Source organism: Pseudozobellia sp. WGM2 (assembly GCF_017810075.1).
Lineage (GTDB): Bacteria > Bacteroidota > Bacteroidia > Flavobacteriales > Flavobacteriaceae > JADNYK01.
Map to the genome: position 1 here is coordinate 482212 of NZ_JADNYK010000002.1, position 14854 is coordinate 497065.

General features: G+C 39.3%; 11 protein-coding genes. 7 read left to right on the forward strand and 4 right to left on the reverse strand.

Annotation, left to right across the window (positions count from 1 at the left end; genetic code table 11):
* Nucleotides 1–30: 30 nt before the first annotated feature.
* From IV512_RS05670 to IV512_RS05690, 5 genes are all read left to right on the forward strand, one after another.
* Complete coding sequence (locus tag IV512_RS05670; protein ID WP_209401475.1) at nt 31–2187, forward strand: prolyl oligopeptidase family protein; 2157 nt, start codon at nt 31–33, stop codon at nt 2185–2187.
* An 89-nt stretch (nt 2188–2276) separates the two neighbouring features.
* Entirely contained in the window at nt 2277–3257 is a 981-nt protein-coding gene (locus tag IV512_RS05675; RefSeq protein ID WP_209401477.1) for an ABC transporter ATP-binding protein, read from the forward strand.
* 3 nt (nt 3258–3260) lie between these two features.
* Nucleotides 3261–3665: an alternative ribosome rescue aminoacyl-tRNA hydrolase ArfB gene (gene arfB / locus IV512_RS05680; protein WP_209401479.1), complete on the forward strand. Its 405-nt coding sequence runs from the start codon at nt 3261–3263 to the stop codon at nt 3663–3665.
* 178 nt (nt 3666–3843) lie between these two features.
* The gene (locus tag IV512_RS05685; protein WP_209401481.1) at nt 3844–5982 is read left to right on the forward strand and encodes a catalase; all 2139 of its coding nucleotides are present in this window, start codon (nt 3844–3846) and stop codon (nt 5980–5982) included.
* An 87-nt stretch (nt 5983–6069) separates the two neighbouring features.
* Nucleotides 6070–7275, forward strand: a complete 1206-nt coding sequence (locus tag IV512_RS05690) for an FAD-binding oxidoreductase (protein ID WP_209401483.1) — start codon at nt 6070–6072, stop codon at nt 7273–7275.
* 134 nt (nt 7276–7409) lie between these two features.
* Here the strand turns inward: IV512_RS05690 and dinB are convergent, their stop codons facing one another.
* The gene (gene dinB / locus IV512_RS05695) at nt 7410–8507 is read right to left on the reverse strand and encodes a DNA polymerase IV (RefSeq protein ID WP_209401485.1); all 1098 of its coding nucleotides are present in this window, start codon (nt 8505–8507) and stop codon (nt 7410–7412) included.
* Nucleotides 8508–8535: 28 nt separating this feature from the next.
* Here dinB and IV512_RS05700 point away from each other — a divergent pair, with 28 nt between their 5' ends.
* Complete coding sequence (locus IV512_RS05700) at nt 8536–9204, forward strand: NAD(P)H-binding protein (protein ID WP_209401487.1); 669 nt, start codon at nt 8536–8538, stop codon at nt 9202–9204.
* Nucleotides 9201–9668 (forward strand): CYTH domain-containing protein, encoded by a 468-nt coding sequence (locus tag IV512_RS05705; protein WP_209401489.1) that lies wholly within the window; start codon nt 9201–9203, stop codon nt 9666–9668. The genes IV512_RS05700 and IV512_RS05705 overlap by 4 nt, the downstream gene beginning before the upstream one ends.
* Before the next feature lie 18 nt (nt 9669–9686).
* Here IV512_RS05705 and IV512_RS05710 read toward each other — a convergent pair whose 3' ends face one another.
* The 3 genes from IV512_RS05710 to IV512_RS05720 are packed head-to-tail and all read right to left on the reverse strand — an operon-like array spanning nt 9687 to nt 14841.
* Nucleotides 9687–10259: a TetR/AcrR family transcriptional regulator gene (locus IV512_RS05710; RefSeq protein ID WP_209401491.1), complete on the reverse strand. Its 573-nt coding sequence runs from the start codon at nt 10257–10259 to the stop codon at nt 9687–9689.
* Between the two features lie 15 nt (nt 10260–10274).
* On the reverse strand, nt 10275–11675 hold the full coding sequence (locus IV512_RS05715) for an efflux transporter outer membrane subunit (protein ID WP_209401493.1): 1401 nt from the start codon (nt 11673–11675) through the stop codon (nt 10275–10277).
* Between the two features lie 10 nt (nt 11676–11685).
* Nucleotides 11686–14841: an efflux RND transporter permease subunit gene (locus IV512_RS05720; RefSeq protein ID WP_209401494.1), complete on the reverse strand. Its 3156-nt coding sequence runs from the start codon at nt 14839–14841 to the stop codon at nt 11686–11688.
* Between the last annotated feature and the right edge of the window lie 13 nt (nt 14842–14854).

Genomic DNA, 14854 nt, shown 5'->3' on the forward strand with positions numbered 1-14854 from the left:
TGGTCGATTGCAAAAGCAAAGAAAATTGCCATGAAAAAATTCGGTTTATTGGTAGTACTCGCAATTATCATAGTTTCTTGTGAAACTGAGACAAAAAAAAATAAGATTACAGTGACATATCCCACCACGGCAAAAGTAGACTCTATAGATACATATTTCGGAACCGACGTTAAGGATCCTTACCGCTGGCTAGAAGATGACCGAAGTAAAGAAACAGAAGCTTGGGTCAAAGAGCAAAACAAGGTAACGTTCGGTTATTTAGAGAAAATTCCTTTTCGAAAGGCTATCAAACAGCGGCTCGAAAAGCTTTGGAACTATGAAAAATTAGGCTCACCATTCAAAGAGGGCGACTACACCTATTTTTATAAGAACGATGGGTTGCAGAACCAATACGTCGTATATCGAAAAAAGGGAGAAGGCGAGCCAGAGATTTTTTTGGATCCCAACACCTTTTCAAAAGACGGCACTACTTCTCTTGCCGGGCTCAGCTTTACTAAAGATGGGTCGTTGGCGGCATATCTAATTTCAGAAGGGGGCAGTGATTGGCGTAAGGCCATCGTTATTGAAACCGAAACCAAAAAGATTGTTGAAGATACCTTGACCGATATAAAGTTCAGCGGACTTTCATGGCAAGGTAATGATGGCTTCTATTACTCCAGTTATGATAAACCTGAGGGTAGTGAACTTTCGGCGAAAACAGATCAGCATAAAGTCTATTACCATAAATTAGGTACATCACAAAAAGAAGACCGATTGGTATTTGGCGGTAGGCCTGAAGAAAAACATCGATATGTAGGGGCTTCCGTAAGTGAAGACCAAAGATATCTAACGCTTTCTGCTGCGGTTTCTACTTCAGGAAATAAACTTTTTATTAAAGATTTAAATGATCCGAATGCCTTGTTAATTCCCATAGTAAATGATACCGATTCCGATAACTATGTCATCGAAAATGTAGGGTCTAAACTATATATTGTTACCAATCGAAACGCCCCAAATAAAAAAATCGTTACGGTCGATGCCTCTGATCCCAAAACGGAAAACTGGGTAGATTTTATTCCGGAAACCGAAAATGTGCTTTCACCAAGTACGGGAGGAGGATACTTTTTTACAGAATATATGGTTGATGCCATCAGTAAGGTGCTTCAATATGATTATGAGGGTAATCTCGTTCGTGAGGTGAAGTTGCCCGGAGTTGGTAGCGCTAGTGGTTTCGGGGGAAAGAAAGAAAACAAAGAATTTTATTTCTCTTTTACCAATTATATTATGCCGGGTTCATCCTATAAGTATGATGTTGAAACTGGAGAATATGAACCTTATTGGACACCCGAAATAGATTTTAATCCAAAAGATTACGAAAGCAAGCAAATATTCTATGATTCAAAAGACGGTACTAAGGTGCCTATGATTATTACGTATAAAAAGGGACTTGAACTCAATGGTAAAAACCCGACCATCTTATATGGCTATGGCGGGTTCAACATTAGTCTTACCCCTTCATTCAGTATCGTTAACGCGGTATGGCTTGAACAGGGTGGTGTGTACGCCGTGCCCAATTTGAGAGGTGGCGGCGAATATGGTAAAAAGTGGCATACGGCAGGCATCAAGACCAAAAAACAGAATGTATTTGATGATTTTATCGCTGCCGCGGAATATCTGATAGACAACAAGTATACCTCTTCCGATTATCTCGCCATCAGAGGCGGAAGTAACGGTGGCCTTTTAGTAGGTGCAACGATGACCCAGCGTCCAGAGTTGATGAAAGTGGCTTTGCCGGCAGTTGGGGTTCTTGATATGCTTCGATACCACACGTTTACGGCCGGGGCGGGTTGGGCCTATGATTACGGCACGTCAGAAGAAAGTCAAGAAATGTTCGAATACCTCAAAAACTATTCTCCTTTACATAATGTGAAAGAGGGTGTTCATTACCCAGCTACATTGGTCACTACAGGTGATCATGATGATCGCGTAGTGCCTGCGCACAGTTTTAAATTTGCTGCTGAATTACAGGCAAAACAGGCTGGGAAGAATCCGACTTTGATTCGTATTGAGACCAACGCTGGTCACGGTGCCGGTACGCCAGTAAGCAAGACCATTGAACAATATGCCGATATATTTGGTTTCACCCTATACAACATGGGTTTCGAGAAGTTGCCGAACCAAGCTGTCGTAAAGGAGTTCAAAGATTGATCCAATAGCGACCTTTAGATTCAATATATTGCCGTAAACTCCGTTTTTTATAGACGGGGTTTTCCATTTCTATCAATAACAAATTAAATATGCTTCAAGTAGACCATGTTTCTTTTTCTTATGAAGACGGGGTAACCGTTTTGGAAAATATCAATCTTCGCATTTTAGAGGGAGAGCACATTTCCATCATTGGAGAAAGTGGTTGTGGCAAGAGTACGCTTTTAAAGATAATTTATGGGCTGTTGGATATTGAAGTGGGCGAAGTGTATTGGAACGACACCCAAGTCTTAGGTCCGCTCTATAATTTGGTTCCTGGGGAGTCGTACATGAAGTACTTGGCACAAGACCTCGATTTGATGCCGTATACGACGGTAAGAGAAAATATTTCAGAATTTTTATCGGTTTTTGAACGAGAAAAATCAGAAGAAAGAATAGATGAACTTTTGGCGTTAATAGAAATGGCCGATTTAGCCGATACCAAGGTTAGATATTTAAGCGGAGGTCAGCAACAGCGGGTAGCTTTGGCAAGAGCCTTGGCACAAGAGCCAAAAGTGTTATTGTTAGATGAACCTTTTAGCCACATTGACAATTTTAGAAAGAACAGTTTGCGACGCAATATATTTGGTTATTTACGTAGGCAAAAAGTAACTGTTATTACGGCGACACATGACCCTATGGATATGCTTCCATTTGCCGATAGAGTAGTGGTGTTAAAAGATAAATTTATCATTGCGAAAGATACCCCTAGAAACCTATATGAGCATCCGCAAGACTTGTATATCGCATCGTTATTCGGGGAGGCAAATAGAATTCCTATAAACATTCTAAAATCATATGCCGATACCAAACGTAGGATTATAGTTTACGCGCATGAGTTTAAAGTTTCCCAAAAAACAGGACTCGAAGTCGTAGTAAAGGGCTCTTATTACATGGGTGGCCATTTTATGATCGGAGGCATCTATGAGGGCCATGACATTTTCTTTCATCACCACGAGCCCTTAGAGGTCGGTAAGATGATTTTCCTTAATATTTCGATAGAGACTATCAACCAGCGTATGGCTACACCTTAATCTATGAATAGGGAGCGCGCTATACAAGAATTGAATTTCAAAGCTGTAAGAAGCAGTGGCGCCGGTGGGCAGCATGTGAACAAGGTTTCTACGAAAGTAGAACTCAATTTTAATATTGAGAACTCTTCGGCACTATCTTTAGAGGAAAAGAAGCGCGTTTTTCGAAAGTTGGGCAACAGAATAACCAAAGAAGGCGTTCTGCAATTGCAATGCAGCGACACGAGAAGTCAGCACAAAAATAAAGAGCTGGTTATCCAAAATTTTATTGAAACGCTTGAGAACGCTCTTAAAAGAAGAAAAAAACGGAGAAAGACCAAACCTTCAAGGTCTTCGATAGAGAGACGGCTTAAATCAAAAAAGAAGCATGCCCTGAAAAAGGCAAATCGCTCAAAACCTGACTTGAGCTAAGCAGTTTCATTTACACTACTTTTCTAATCACATAATATTCTTGTTGTAAACTTCACCAAAGTCTTAATACAGTCAATCATATGACTTATCAAGCACGATTTACCCTGATTAAGTTTCTAATTTCATGCATGGATTTTGATATTCTTCGAATTCCAATTAAAACCTAGAAAAACACATTATGGCAAAGAAAAAATCAAGTCCTTCCAAAACAGATAAAATTAAGCAACTTGATAAGTATTCTGTGGATTATGATGGTAAACCGATGACTACCCGGCAGGGTTTAAAAGTAAACGATACCAATAATAGCTTAAAAGCAGGTGAGCGAGGGGCCACCCTTTTAGAAGATTTTCTTTTAAGAGAGAAAATTCACAGTTTCGATCATGAGAGAATTCCAGAACGTATCGTGCATGCTAGGGGTAGTGCAGCTCATGGATATTTTGAATTGACCGAGAGCATCGAACAGTTTTCAAAAGCAGGTATTTTTACCGATACTTCTCGTAAGACTCCGGTTTTTGTTCGGTTTTCTACGGTTGCCGGCTCAAAAGGTTCAACCGATTTAGCGAGAGATGTACGTGGCTTTGCTGTAAAATTCTATACCCAAGAAGGCACTTGGGATTTAGTGGGAAATAACATGCCTATCTTTTTTATTCAGGATGCTATGAAATTTCCTGATTTGATTCATTCCGTGAAGCCAGAGCCTAATAATGAGATTCCGCAAGCGGCATCTGCACATGACACCTTTTACGATTTCGTTTCGAGAACTACCGAAACCTTACATAATCATATTTGGGTGATGAGCGATAGGGGTATACCCCGTAGTCTTCGTATGATGGAAGGTTTTGGTATTCATACCTTTCGCTTGATCAATAAGAAAGGGGAGGCGCATTTTGTTAAATTCCACTGGAAACCAAAACTAGGGGTGCATTCCGTGACTTGGGATGAGGCTGTGAAGATTAGTGGAGCCGATTCTGATTTTCACCGCCGGGATTTGTGGGATGCCATTGAAGCCGGTAATTTCCCAGAATGGGAATTGGGTGTACAAATCGTTCCCGAGGCCGATGAACATAAATATGATTTTGACTTGCTCGACCCTACCAAATTGATTCCTGAAGAGATGGTTCCGGTAAAGATTATTGGTAAAATGGTTCTGAACCGAAACCCCGAAAACTTCTTTGCCGAGACTGAACAAGTAGCTTTTATGCCAGGTAGTATAGTGCCAGGTATAGATTTCACGAACGACCCGCTACTTCAAGGTCGCTTGTTTTCATATAGAGATACCCAGCTGTCCCGATTGGGAAGCCCCAATTTTCACCAAATACCGATAAACCGTCCGGTGGGTGAAGTTCATAACAATCAACGTGACGGACATATGCAGATGGATGTGCCCAAAGGGCAAACAGCCTATTTTCCGAATTCTTTAAGCGGTGGGTGCCCCTATTTGAGCACAGTGGCCGAAGGTGGGTTCGAATCGTATCAAGAGCGTATCGATGCGAAGAAAATACGAACAAGAAGCGATAGTTTTAGTGATCATTTTTCACAACCCGCATTATTTTACAGGAGTTTGGCGAAATGGGAAAAAGAACATGTTATTAGCGCTTATTCTTTTGAACTCGGTAAATGTACCCATAAGTATATTAAAGAACGAATGCTTTGGATTATTGCCCAAATTGATACTGATTTGGCTAAAAAAGTAGCGGATAATTTAGGAATGAAAGTGCCCAAAAGTATTGAAAAACCAATAAATCAAGCCATTGGAGCAGATGCTAAAGAAAAAGACCATCAGCCCGGTAAAAAGAAGGTGTATTTAGAAGAATCTTCGGTTTTAAGTCAGGCCAACACCAAATTTGACACTATCGAAACAAGACAGGTAGCGTTTCTAGTTGGTGACGGGTTCAATATGAAATCGTTCGACGCCATGAAAAAGGCTCTAGAAAAGGAAAAAGCCATTGTTAAATTAGTAGCACCTCACGGTGGCACCATTACTTGCGACGAAGATATGGAACATGAAGTAGATGCCTCTATCATGACCACCGAAAGTGTTCTTTTTGATGCAGTATATGTGCCAGGTGGGCAGAAATCTATAGATGCTTTATTGAAAAAACCGAAATACATCAAATTTATCAACGAGGCCTTTTCACACTGTAAAGCTATTGCGGTTGACGGAGAAGGTGAAAAATTGATAGATGAAAGTGCATTGAAGGAGTATAAAGACGATAAGGCACTCTTTATAAATGGTAAGCCGAAAGAATTTATCTCTGCAATCGCCCAACACCGTAATTGGGACCGTATGGAAGTAGCAGAAAAAATTCCGGTGTAAGAAACTACAAACTTAATTTAATGAATAAGGTCGTGAGCTTCGAATTGAAGCTAGCGGCCTTTTTTGGATACTTCTTAAAAATTTCTGATGAAACTACGTTCGAGTGAGCCATTTTGGTTAGAGAAAAATGGAATCGTAAAGTCGTATCCGTCGGTTCGAGAACATCTCAAGACCGAAATATTAGTTGTCGGAGGCGGCATTACCGGAAGCCTGATTGCACATCAGTGTATTGATGACGGCTACGATACCGTTTTGATAGACAAACGTGAAATCGCCCATGGCAGCACCTCGGCTACCACTTCGATGTTGCAATACGAAATTGATGTGCCGCTCAATGAACTTATTGAACAAATTGGCGAAGAAGGCGCTGTCGCCAATTACCGCGCATGTGCAAATTCTATCGACACTTTGGGCAAACTTTCAAAAAAGATAAAATCGGTCTGCGGATTTGATAAAAAACAGTCGCTATATTTTGCAGCTTATAAGAAAGATGTTGCCGCTCTTAAAGAGGAGTTCAAAACAAGGAAAAAATACGGGTTTCCTGTCGTATGGTTAGAACCTGACGACATCGAAAAAAAGTATGGACTACGGAATACGTTTGGAGGTATTCTTTCAGATATAGGAGGAAGTATTGATGCATTTCGATTAACACATGATTTGTTATCCTATAATACCGAAAAGGGCCTTCGAGTATATGATAAAACCAATATCAAAAATGTAAAATATAGTAAATACGGTGTAAAGGTGGTACTGGAAAATGAATGCAAAATCAGTGCGAAAAAATTGATTTACTGTACAGGCTTTGAAAGCACTGAAATCATTAAAGACAATTTTGTGAAACTGTTATCGACTTATGCCATGGTGGGTGAGCAGCACGAATCTGATCAAGAGAAACTCAAGGACACATTATTCTGGAATACCGCAGACCCATATATTTATATGAGAACAACGGATGATGGTAGATTGCTGATAGGAGGGGAAGACGAGGATTATGTTAACGCTGAAAAAAGAAATGCCGCTATAGGTGACAAGGCTGTAAAGCTTCAGAAGTATCTCAAGAAAATATTGCCAGATTACGAGTTTGTGAATGATTTTGCCTGGGCAGGTACTTTTGGAGAGACTAAAGACGGATTACCATATATTGGGGCTCACAAAAAATTTAATAGTACCTATTTTGTTTTGGGGTTTGGTGGAAATGGCATTACGTTCTCTGTAATTGGTATGGATGTAATTTCTAACATGTTAAAGAACAAAAAGCATCCGTTGGAGGAATATTATAGGTTTGATCGATAGCTCACCTCACATAGGCCTTCTTAAGATTTACCCAAATTGATATCCCACACGTTTTTAAGGATCGATTTTGAAAACAAATTATGTAAGCGATTCAAAAAGCATTAAAATTTGAAATTATATACTTAATTACAGTTTTATAACTCAAACTTTAATTGAACCGAGACCGATTCTTTTTCGACCGTTGATTTCTTTTCCGTATTCAAATTCGAAAGGGAGATACCCAACAGACGAACAGAATTTTGAAGTTCTTCTTGATATAATAATACTTTGGCGGTTTCAAGTATCAAGCTCTTATCGGAGATAAAGTAAGAGATGGTCTTGCTTCGGGTATTCAGGGTAAAGTCGCTATATTTTATTTTAAGTGTAATCGTTTTGCCTGCAATCTTTGATTTTTTTAAACGGCGCTCCAGTTCTTCGGCAATATGCTCAAGTCGTTGCAGCATAAAAATTTCGCTGCTGAGGTTCTCATTGAAGGTTCGCTCTGCGCCTACTGACTTGGGTATACGGTGCGGTTTTACCGCACTGGTATGTATACCCCTTACGACTTGATAATAGTAATTACCGCTTTTACCGAATTGCTCTTCTAAAAATTCAATTGATTTGGTTTTGAGGTCTTGGCCGGTAAAAATACCAAGACGGTACATTTTCTCTGCCGTAACCTTACCAACACCGTAAAACTTTCTAATTTCCAATTTTTCAAGAAAGTCTAAAACCTCTTCCGGATTAACGGTTTTCTGACCATTGGGTTTGTTGATATCACTGGCAACTTTGGCGATAAATTTGTTGATTGAAATACCTGCGGAGGCATTTAAACCGGTACTATCAAAAATGCGTTGACGTATTTCTTTCGCTATCAGGGTCGCCGAAGGGTTTCCCTTTTTATTGATCGTAACATCTAAGTACGCCTCATCTAATGATAAAGGTTCGACCAGGTCGGTATAATCATAAAAGATAGTACGTATCTGTTTTGAAATTTCTTTATAACGCTCGAATCGGGGCTTTACAAAAATGAGTTCGGGGCAATTGCGTTTGGCCAATACACTGCTCATAGCGCTTTTAACACCATACTTTCTGGCTTCATAGCTGGCTGCGGCTACCACACCACGTTTAGAACTTCCGCCAACGGCGATAGGCTTTCCGCGCAGTTCAGGATCGTCAAGTTGTTCTACCGATGCATAAAAGGCATCCATATCTACATGAATAATCTTACGTAACGGAAAATCGTTTGGCATGCTACAAAATTAAGTTATATTTAGTTGGATGAAGGAAACAGAAAAGACAGCGATTATTCTTGGTGCCACTGGGCTCACAGGGGGAAAACTTCTCGAACTTTTATTGAGTGACGATAGGTATAGTAAGGTGAAATTATTTTCCCGTTCTTCCGTAGGTTTTGAACACCCAAAACTAGAGGAACATTTGGGCGATTTATTGAATTTGTCAAGTTTTAAGAATGAACTTAAGGCTGATGAAGTGTTTTGCTGCATAGGCACTACCAAGTCTAAAACCCCAAATAAGGAGGTTTATGAAAAAATAGATTACGGAATTCCCGTGACGGCGGCTCGATTATGTAAAGAAAATAAAATCTCAACCTTTGTGGTGATTTCAGCCTTGGGAGCCAATGCCCAAAGCAAGATTTTTTATAATAGGATGAAAGGGCAAATGGAGGATGCCGTTTTAGAACAGAGAATTGAAAATACTTATATTTTACAACCATCGCTCATTGGAGGGAAACGAAAAGAAAAGAGATTGGGCGAATTAATTTTTAAACAGGTGATGAAATTGGCCAATTTGGTTTTAGTGGGAGGTCTAGAAAAATACCGTTCTATAGAACCCGGCACTATTGCAGAATGTATGTTGTGGTTAGCCAATAACACTTATGAAACTAATAGAATAGAATCGGATAAAATCAAAGAACTAGCGGGCAAGTGATAGAAATAGAAAGAAAATTTTTGGTAAAATCCATAGATTATAAGACGGTTGCTTCCTCAAAAGAGCGTATTGTACAGGGTTTTTTAAATACCGATCCAGAACGTACGGTACGCGTAAGAATTAAAGGTGATTCCGGATTCTTGACCGTTAAGGGAAAATCAAATGAAGCAGGCACCACACGCTTTGAATGGGAACATACAATAACGGTTAAAGAGGCTGAGCAGCTTATAATTCTTTGTGAAAAAGGAATTATTGACAAAACCAGATATTTGGTACCCGTGGGTAATCATATTTTTGAGGTAGATGAATTTTATGGTGATAATGAGGGGTTGATTATTGCCGAAATAGAGCTGTCCGCAGAAAAAGAAAGATTTCAAAAACCCGATTGGTTGGGGGAGGAAGTTACGGGCGATATTAAATACTACAATTCACAGCTGGGTAAAAACCCTTTTAGAAAATGGTAAACAAATATTTTTTGTTCATTACCTTTTGATGCCCTGTAGGGGTACGATAATCAAATGCTCAAGCAATTCTTCGGTAGTATAGCTATTGAAGAAATCACTATGGGGCAAGATGATATCGTCAATTCGCAATAGAAAAAGTTCACAAATCAGCTTCAGATTAATATTTTCACGTACTTGGCCCCTATTCTTAGCCTGTTCAAGTAAGTTTAGAATGTATGTCCACACTATTTTTTGGCGAAAATCTTCATATAATTTATAAGCATCTTGATAGTATTTTTTAAGACTATAAATAAAGGTCGGACTCAAGTTTCTGAGTTCTTTTAGGGCTATTCGGTAAATATGAATTATACTTTTAATAGGGTCGACCAAAGGCTTGGCATGATAAAATAAACGACTCATTTTCGTATGAGAGCGCCGTAACAATAAAGAAACACATTCTAGAAAAAGTTCGTCTTTATGCTTAAAATGTATATAAAGAGTCTTTTTAGAAACACCTAATGCATGGGCAATATCGTTCATGCTGACCCTCTTACAACCATATTGGGTAAAGAGGGTTAATGCTTGTTCTAGAAATGTATTTTTATTTAACATAACCGGGTATAACTCTTATTGCCACCCGCCACCTAATGCTCTATATAATTCAACAGTAGAACTTAATTGCCCATATTTTGAATCAATAAGGTTCAGTTCTGAGTTCAATGCATTTTGGCGTGCTGTGAGCACCTCTAAATAGTTAACAAGACCATTGTTCAGTAGTTCTTCTGAATAATCTTCGGCGAGTGAATAAGAATCTAACTCCTTTTTTCTGGCGTCTAATTTTTTGGTCTCAGCCTCATAATTATAAAGAGCGTTTGAAACTTCTTGGCCCGCTACCAGTAAACTCTTTTTATAGCTTAGCAATGCCTGCTCTTGTTGTGCACGAGCAGCCTCAAGTTGAGTTCTTAATTTTCGGCCGTTAAAAATAGGTTGGGTCAATGATCCTACCAAGGTGGAGAATAAAGAGGAGGCGTCTAACCAATTATCAAGTTCTAAACTTTGTAAGCCACCAGTAGCGGTTAGCGTTAAGCTAGGGTACAAGCTGCTTTTGGCAACATTTGTGAGCTCAAAAGCGTTTACCAAGGCATACTCTGCCTGTATTACATCTGGTCTATTGGCAAGTAGCAAAGAAGAAACGCCCGTATTAAGTTCTGTGTTGATTTCTTGCCCGTTCAGTTGACCACGTTCTATAGTATGTGAAGGTTCCCCTAATAACAAACAGAAGCTATTTTCTAAGAGTTTAATGCTGTTCTCTAAATCTATAAGTATAATTTCTGTGGTATGCACTTGGGCTTCGGTTTGCTTAACTCCAGCTTCAGTAACCTGACCAGCTTCTTTTAAAGCTTTCGTAGTTTCTAAACTACTTTTTCTAGCCTCTAAAGTTTCTTTGGTAACTTTTTGTTGTCGGTCTAATGCCAATAGTTGATAATAGGTATCGGCAATACTTGCTACCAATTGGGTTTTTACTGCTTGGTGAGCGGCTATACTTTGCAAATAGCTGGCATTTGATGCTCTTTTAGTGCTTCGTATTTTTCCCCAAATATCAGCCTCCCAAGAAAGATTACCAGATAATTGGTATTGCTCTATCGCTTCACTAAAAATACTGCCGAACTGGCTGTTCTCGGAGTTTTTGGTGCGGGTAACACTTGCTGTTCCGGTCAGTGTGGGGTAATAGCCTGCTTTCCCTTGCTTTAAATAAGCTTCCGCGCTAGCGACATTTTGTATCGCAATTCTAATATCTAGGTTATTGCTCAACCCTTTCTCAATATAATTTTGAAGTTGAGGGTCTTTAAAAATTTCTCTCCAAGAAACCTCTGCCATAGAAATACTATCCTGTGGCAGTTGGTCTGTTCGGTAAAGATTTTCGGTCTCTAATTCTGGTCGCTCGTAGTTCTTGGCTACAAAACAAGATTGTAGCAAGAGCGGCAATACCAAAACGACTAAATATTTGATGTTATTCTGTTTTTTCATTTTGTAATTCTTAAGCATTTAAGACTTTATCTTCTTCACTGGCATTGTTCGGAACTCCAGAAAATCGTTCTTGTAAAGACTGGAATATCACGAACAGAACAGGAATAATGAATACACCTAATATGGTTCCTATTAACATACCGCCCACGGCACTCATGCCTATAGATTGGTTGCCAATTGCACCAACTCCTGATGATAACGCCAGTGGCAATAATCCAAATATAAAGGCAAGTGAAGTCATAATAATAGGTCTAAACCTGGCTTTGGCACCTTCAATTGCAGCATCCCAAAGACCCATGCCAGACTGTCTGCGCTGTAAGGCAAATTCCACAATCAGAATGGCATTTTTAGCCAATAGACCAATAAGCATAATCAGTGCAATCTGGAAATAGATGTTATTTTCCAAGCCGCCAAGATTAATGAACAGTATGGCACCGGCAAGACCAAATGGCAATGAAAGTAGAATGGCGAAAGGTAAAATGTAACTTTCGTACTGTGCACTCAATAAGAAATACACAAAGACCAAACTCAATATAAAAATGATAATGGTCGTACTACCAGAGGCACTTTCTTCTCGTGTTAAGCCAGAATACTCATAGGTATAACTGTTTGGAAGCACTTCTGCGGCAACCTCTTCAATAGCCGTTAAGGCATCACCCGTACTAAAACCGGTATTAGGTGCACCAGTTACTTTAACAGAGCTTAGCAGGTTAAAACGTTCAACCGACTCAGGACCGTAAATTTTATCTAGACCTACAAACTGACTTACGGCAACTGATTCACCTTCTGTATTTCTAACATAAATTTTGTTAAGTGAATTTTCATCAGCTCTATCTTCTGGTTTTGCTTGTATCATGACCCGATATTGCTTACCGAACTTATTAAAATCGGTAGAGTAGATTCCACCGTAATACCCCTGTAAAGCATTGAAAATATTAGTGGTCGAGAAACCGGCCATCTTTATTTTTTCAACATCTACGTCTAACTCATATTGCGGATAATTAGGATTAAATTGCGATATGGCATATTGAATTTCTGGGCGTTGGTTAAGTGCACCCAAAAACTGGTTTTTAACTTCATCAATGGCTGCATAATCGGCTCCATCTTTACTCTGTAACTGAACTTCAAACCCTGATGATGTACCGAACCCCTGAATACTTGGTGGCGTAAAGTAGATGATTTGTGCATCTTTGAACGCTGCGGATACTCCGTAAAGCTTTTTTAATGTAGCTTCAACAGATTGAGAATCTTCTTTACGTTCGCTCCAATCTTGTAGTTTCATTACAGAGAAGCCGTAAGATCCGGCACTAACTCGGTTCAATAAACTAAAACCTGAAACCGTTAATCGGTTATCTATAATATCCATTGATTCATAAATAGAATCCAGTTTCATCAAGGTCTTCTCTGTTTGCTCTAAAGTAGTACCAGGGGGCATACTCACATTGGCAAAAATGATACCTCTATCCTCATTAGGTACAAAACCAGATGGTGTAGATTGAAATAAGTAAACTGCCAAACCAGAGAATATAACCAAGAGTCCTATACCCAACCACTTTCTTTTGATCAAGGTTTGTACCGCACCCATATATTTATCGGTAACCGCATTAAAACCACGGTTAAAGCCTTTAAAAAACCGATCTTTTATATTTTGTTTTTTACCGTGCTCCTCGGTGTGAGGTTTTAAGAACAAGGCCGCCAATGCCGGACTTAATGTTAAGGCATTTACTGCTGAAATTAAGATGGCTACAGCTAAGGTGATACCAAATTGCTGGTAAAATACACCTGATGAACCTTCGATAAAAGAAACTGGAATAAATACCGCAGACATTACCAAGGTAATAGAGATAATGGCACCAGATATTTCGCTCATGGCAGATTTAGTTGCCGATTTGGCCGAGGTTGCACCGTCTTCTAGTTTTGCATGTACCGCTTCTACCACCACAATCGCATCATCCACCACAATACCAATGGCGAGAATCATAGCAAAAAGGGTGAGCATGTTTATAGAGTACCCAAAGATTTGCAGGAAGAAAAATGTACCTACAATAGCTACAGGTACCGCTATGGCAGGAATTAAAGTAGACCTAAAATCTTGCAAGAACAGGAATACTACAATAAATACCAATATAAAGGCCTCGATTAAGGTCTGTACTACATGGTCTATAGATGCATCTAAGAAATCTTTGGTGTTAAAAGGAACTACATAGTCTAAACCTTCAGGAAATTCAGCTTTGCTCTCTTCTAAAATAGTTTCTATCTCCTCAATAATTTGATTGGCGTTAGAGCCCGATGTTTGGTAAACCCCTACGGCAACCCCAGGGTTACCCATACCGTAATTTTTACGGGCATAATTAAAGGCGCCCATTTCTATAGTAGCAACGTCTTTTAGCCTTAAGAAACCTCCATCTTCGGTAGTTTTAAGAATAATATTCTCGTATTCTGAAATATCATCTAATCGACCACTATACTTTAATACATATTCATAAACCCCATCTGCATTTTCACCAATTTTACCTGTGGCAGCTTCCGTATTTTGTTCTGTTAGGGCTGCTTGAATATCGGATGGAACTACATTAAAAGCGGCCATTTTATCAGGATCGATCCATATACGCATAGAGTAATCCTTAGAGCCAAAAACATTTACATTACCAACTCCGTAAATTCTTTTAAGTTTTGGTACTAGGTTAATTTTGGCATAGTTCTCTACAAAAGTGGCATCATAGTTCTCGTTTTCCGAAAAGATGGAAAATATCATCAACGAACTATTTTGAGACTTTTGAGTAGTAACGCCGGTACTAATTACAGACTGCGGCAATACACTGTTAGCTCTAGAAACACGGTTCTGAACATTTACAGCGGCAATATCAGGGTCTGTACCCAATTCAAAGAAAACACTTATACTTGCGGTACCGTCATTACTGGCTGTTGAGGTCATATACGTCATTCCCTCTACACCATTAATTTGTTCTTCTAATGGTACAACCACACTGTTCAATACGGTGGTTGCGTTTGCCCCAGTATAGGTAGCTGACACCTGTACGGTAGGCGGTGCAATTTCTGGGTATTGTTCTACGGGTAAGGTTGTAAGGCCTAAAACCCCCAGAATTACGATTATAACTGATATTACGGTAGAAAGTACCGGTCTATCTATAAATTTTTGAAACATAAGTTTGTGCTTT

Excerpts from the sequence above, each read along its gene's own strand:
- IV512_RS05720 (WP_209401494.1), bottom strand. The coding sequence starts at position 14,841 with ATGTTTCAAAAATTTATAGATAGACCGGTACTTTCTACCGTAATATCA.
- arfB (WP_209401479.1), top strand. The coding sequence starts at position 3,261 with ATGAATAGGGAGCGCGCTATACAAGAATTGAATTTCAAAGCTGTAAGA.
- IV512_RS05700 (WP_209401487.1), top strand. The coding sequence starts at position 8,536 with ATGAAGGAAACAGAAAAGACAGCGATTATTCTTGGTGCCACTGGGCTC.
- IV512_RS05690 (WP_209401483.1), top strand. The coding sequence starts at position 6,070 with ATGAAACTACGTTCGAGTGAGCCATTTTGGTTAGAGAAAAATGGAATC.
- IV512_RS05715 (WP_209401493.1), bottom strand. The coding sequence starts at position 11,675 with ATGAAAAAACAGAATAACATCAAATATTTAGTCGTTTTGGTATTGCCG.
- dinB (WP_209401485.1), bottom strand. The coding sequence starts at position 8,507 with ATGCCAAACGATTTTCCGTTACGTAAGATTATTCATGTAGATATGGAT.
- IV512_RS05710 (WP_209401491.1), bottom strand. The coding sequence starts at position 10,259 with ATGTTAAATAAAAATACATTTCTAGAACAAGCATTAACCCTCTTTACC.
- IV512_RS05675 (WP_209401477.1), top strand. The coding sequence starts at position 2,277 with ATGCTTCAAGTAGACCATGTTTCTTTTTCTTATGAAGACGGGGTAACC.
- IV512_RS05670 (WP_209401475.1), top strand. The coding sequence starts at position 31 with ATGAAAAAATTCGGTTTATTGGTAGTACTCGCAATTATCATAGTTTCT.
- IV512_RS05685 (WP_209401481.1), top strand. The coding sequence starts at position 3,844 with ATGGCAAAGAAAAAATCAAGTCCTTCCAAAACAGATAAAATTAAGCAA.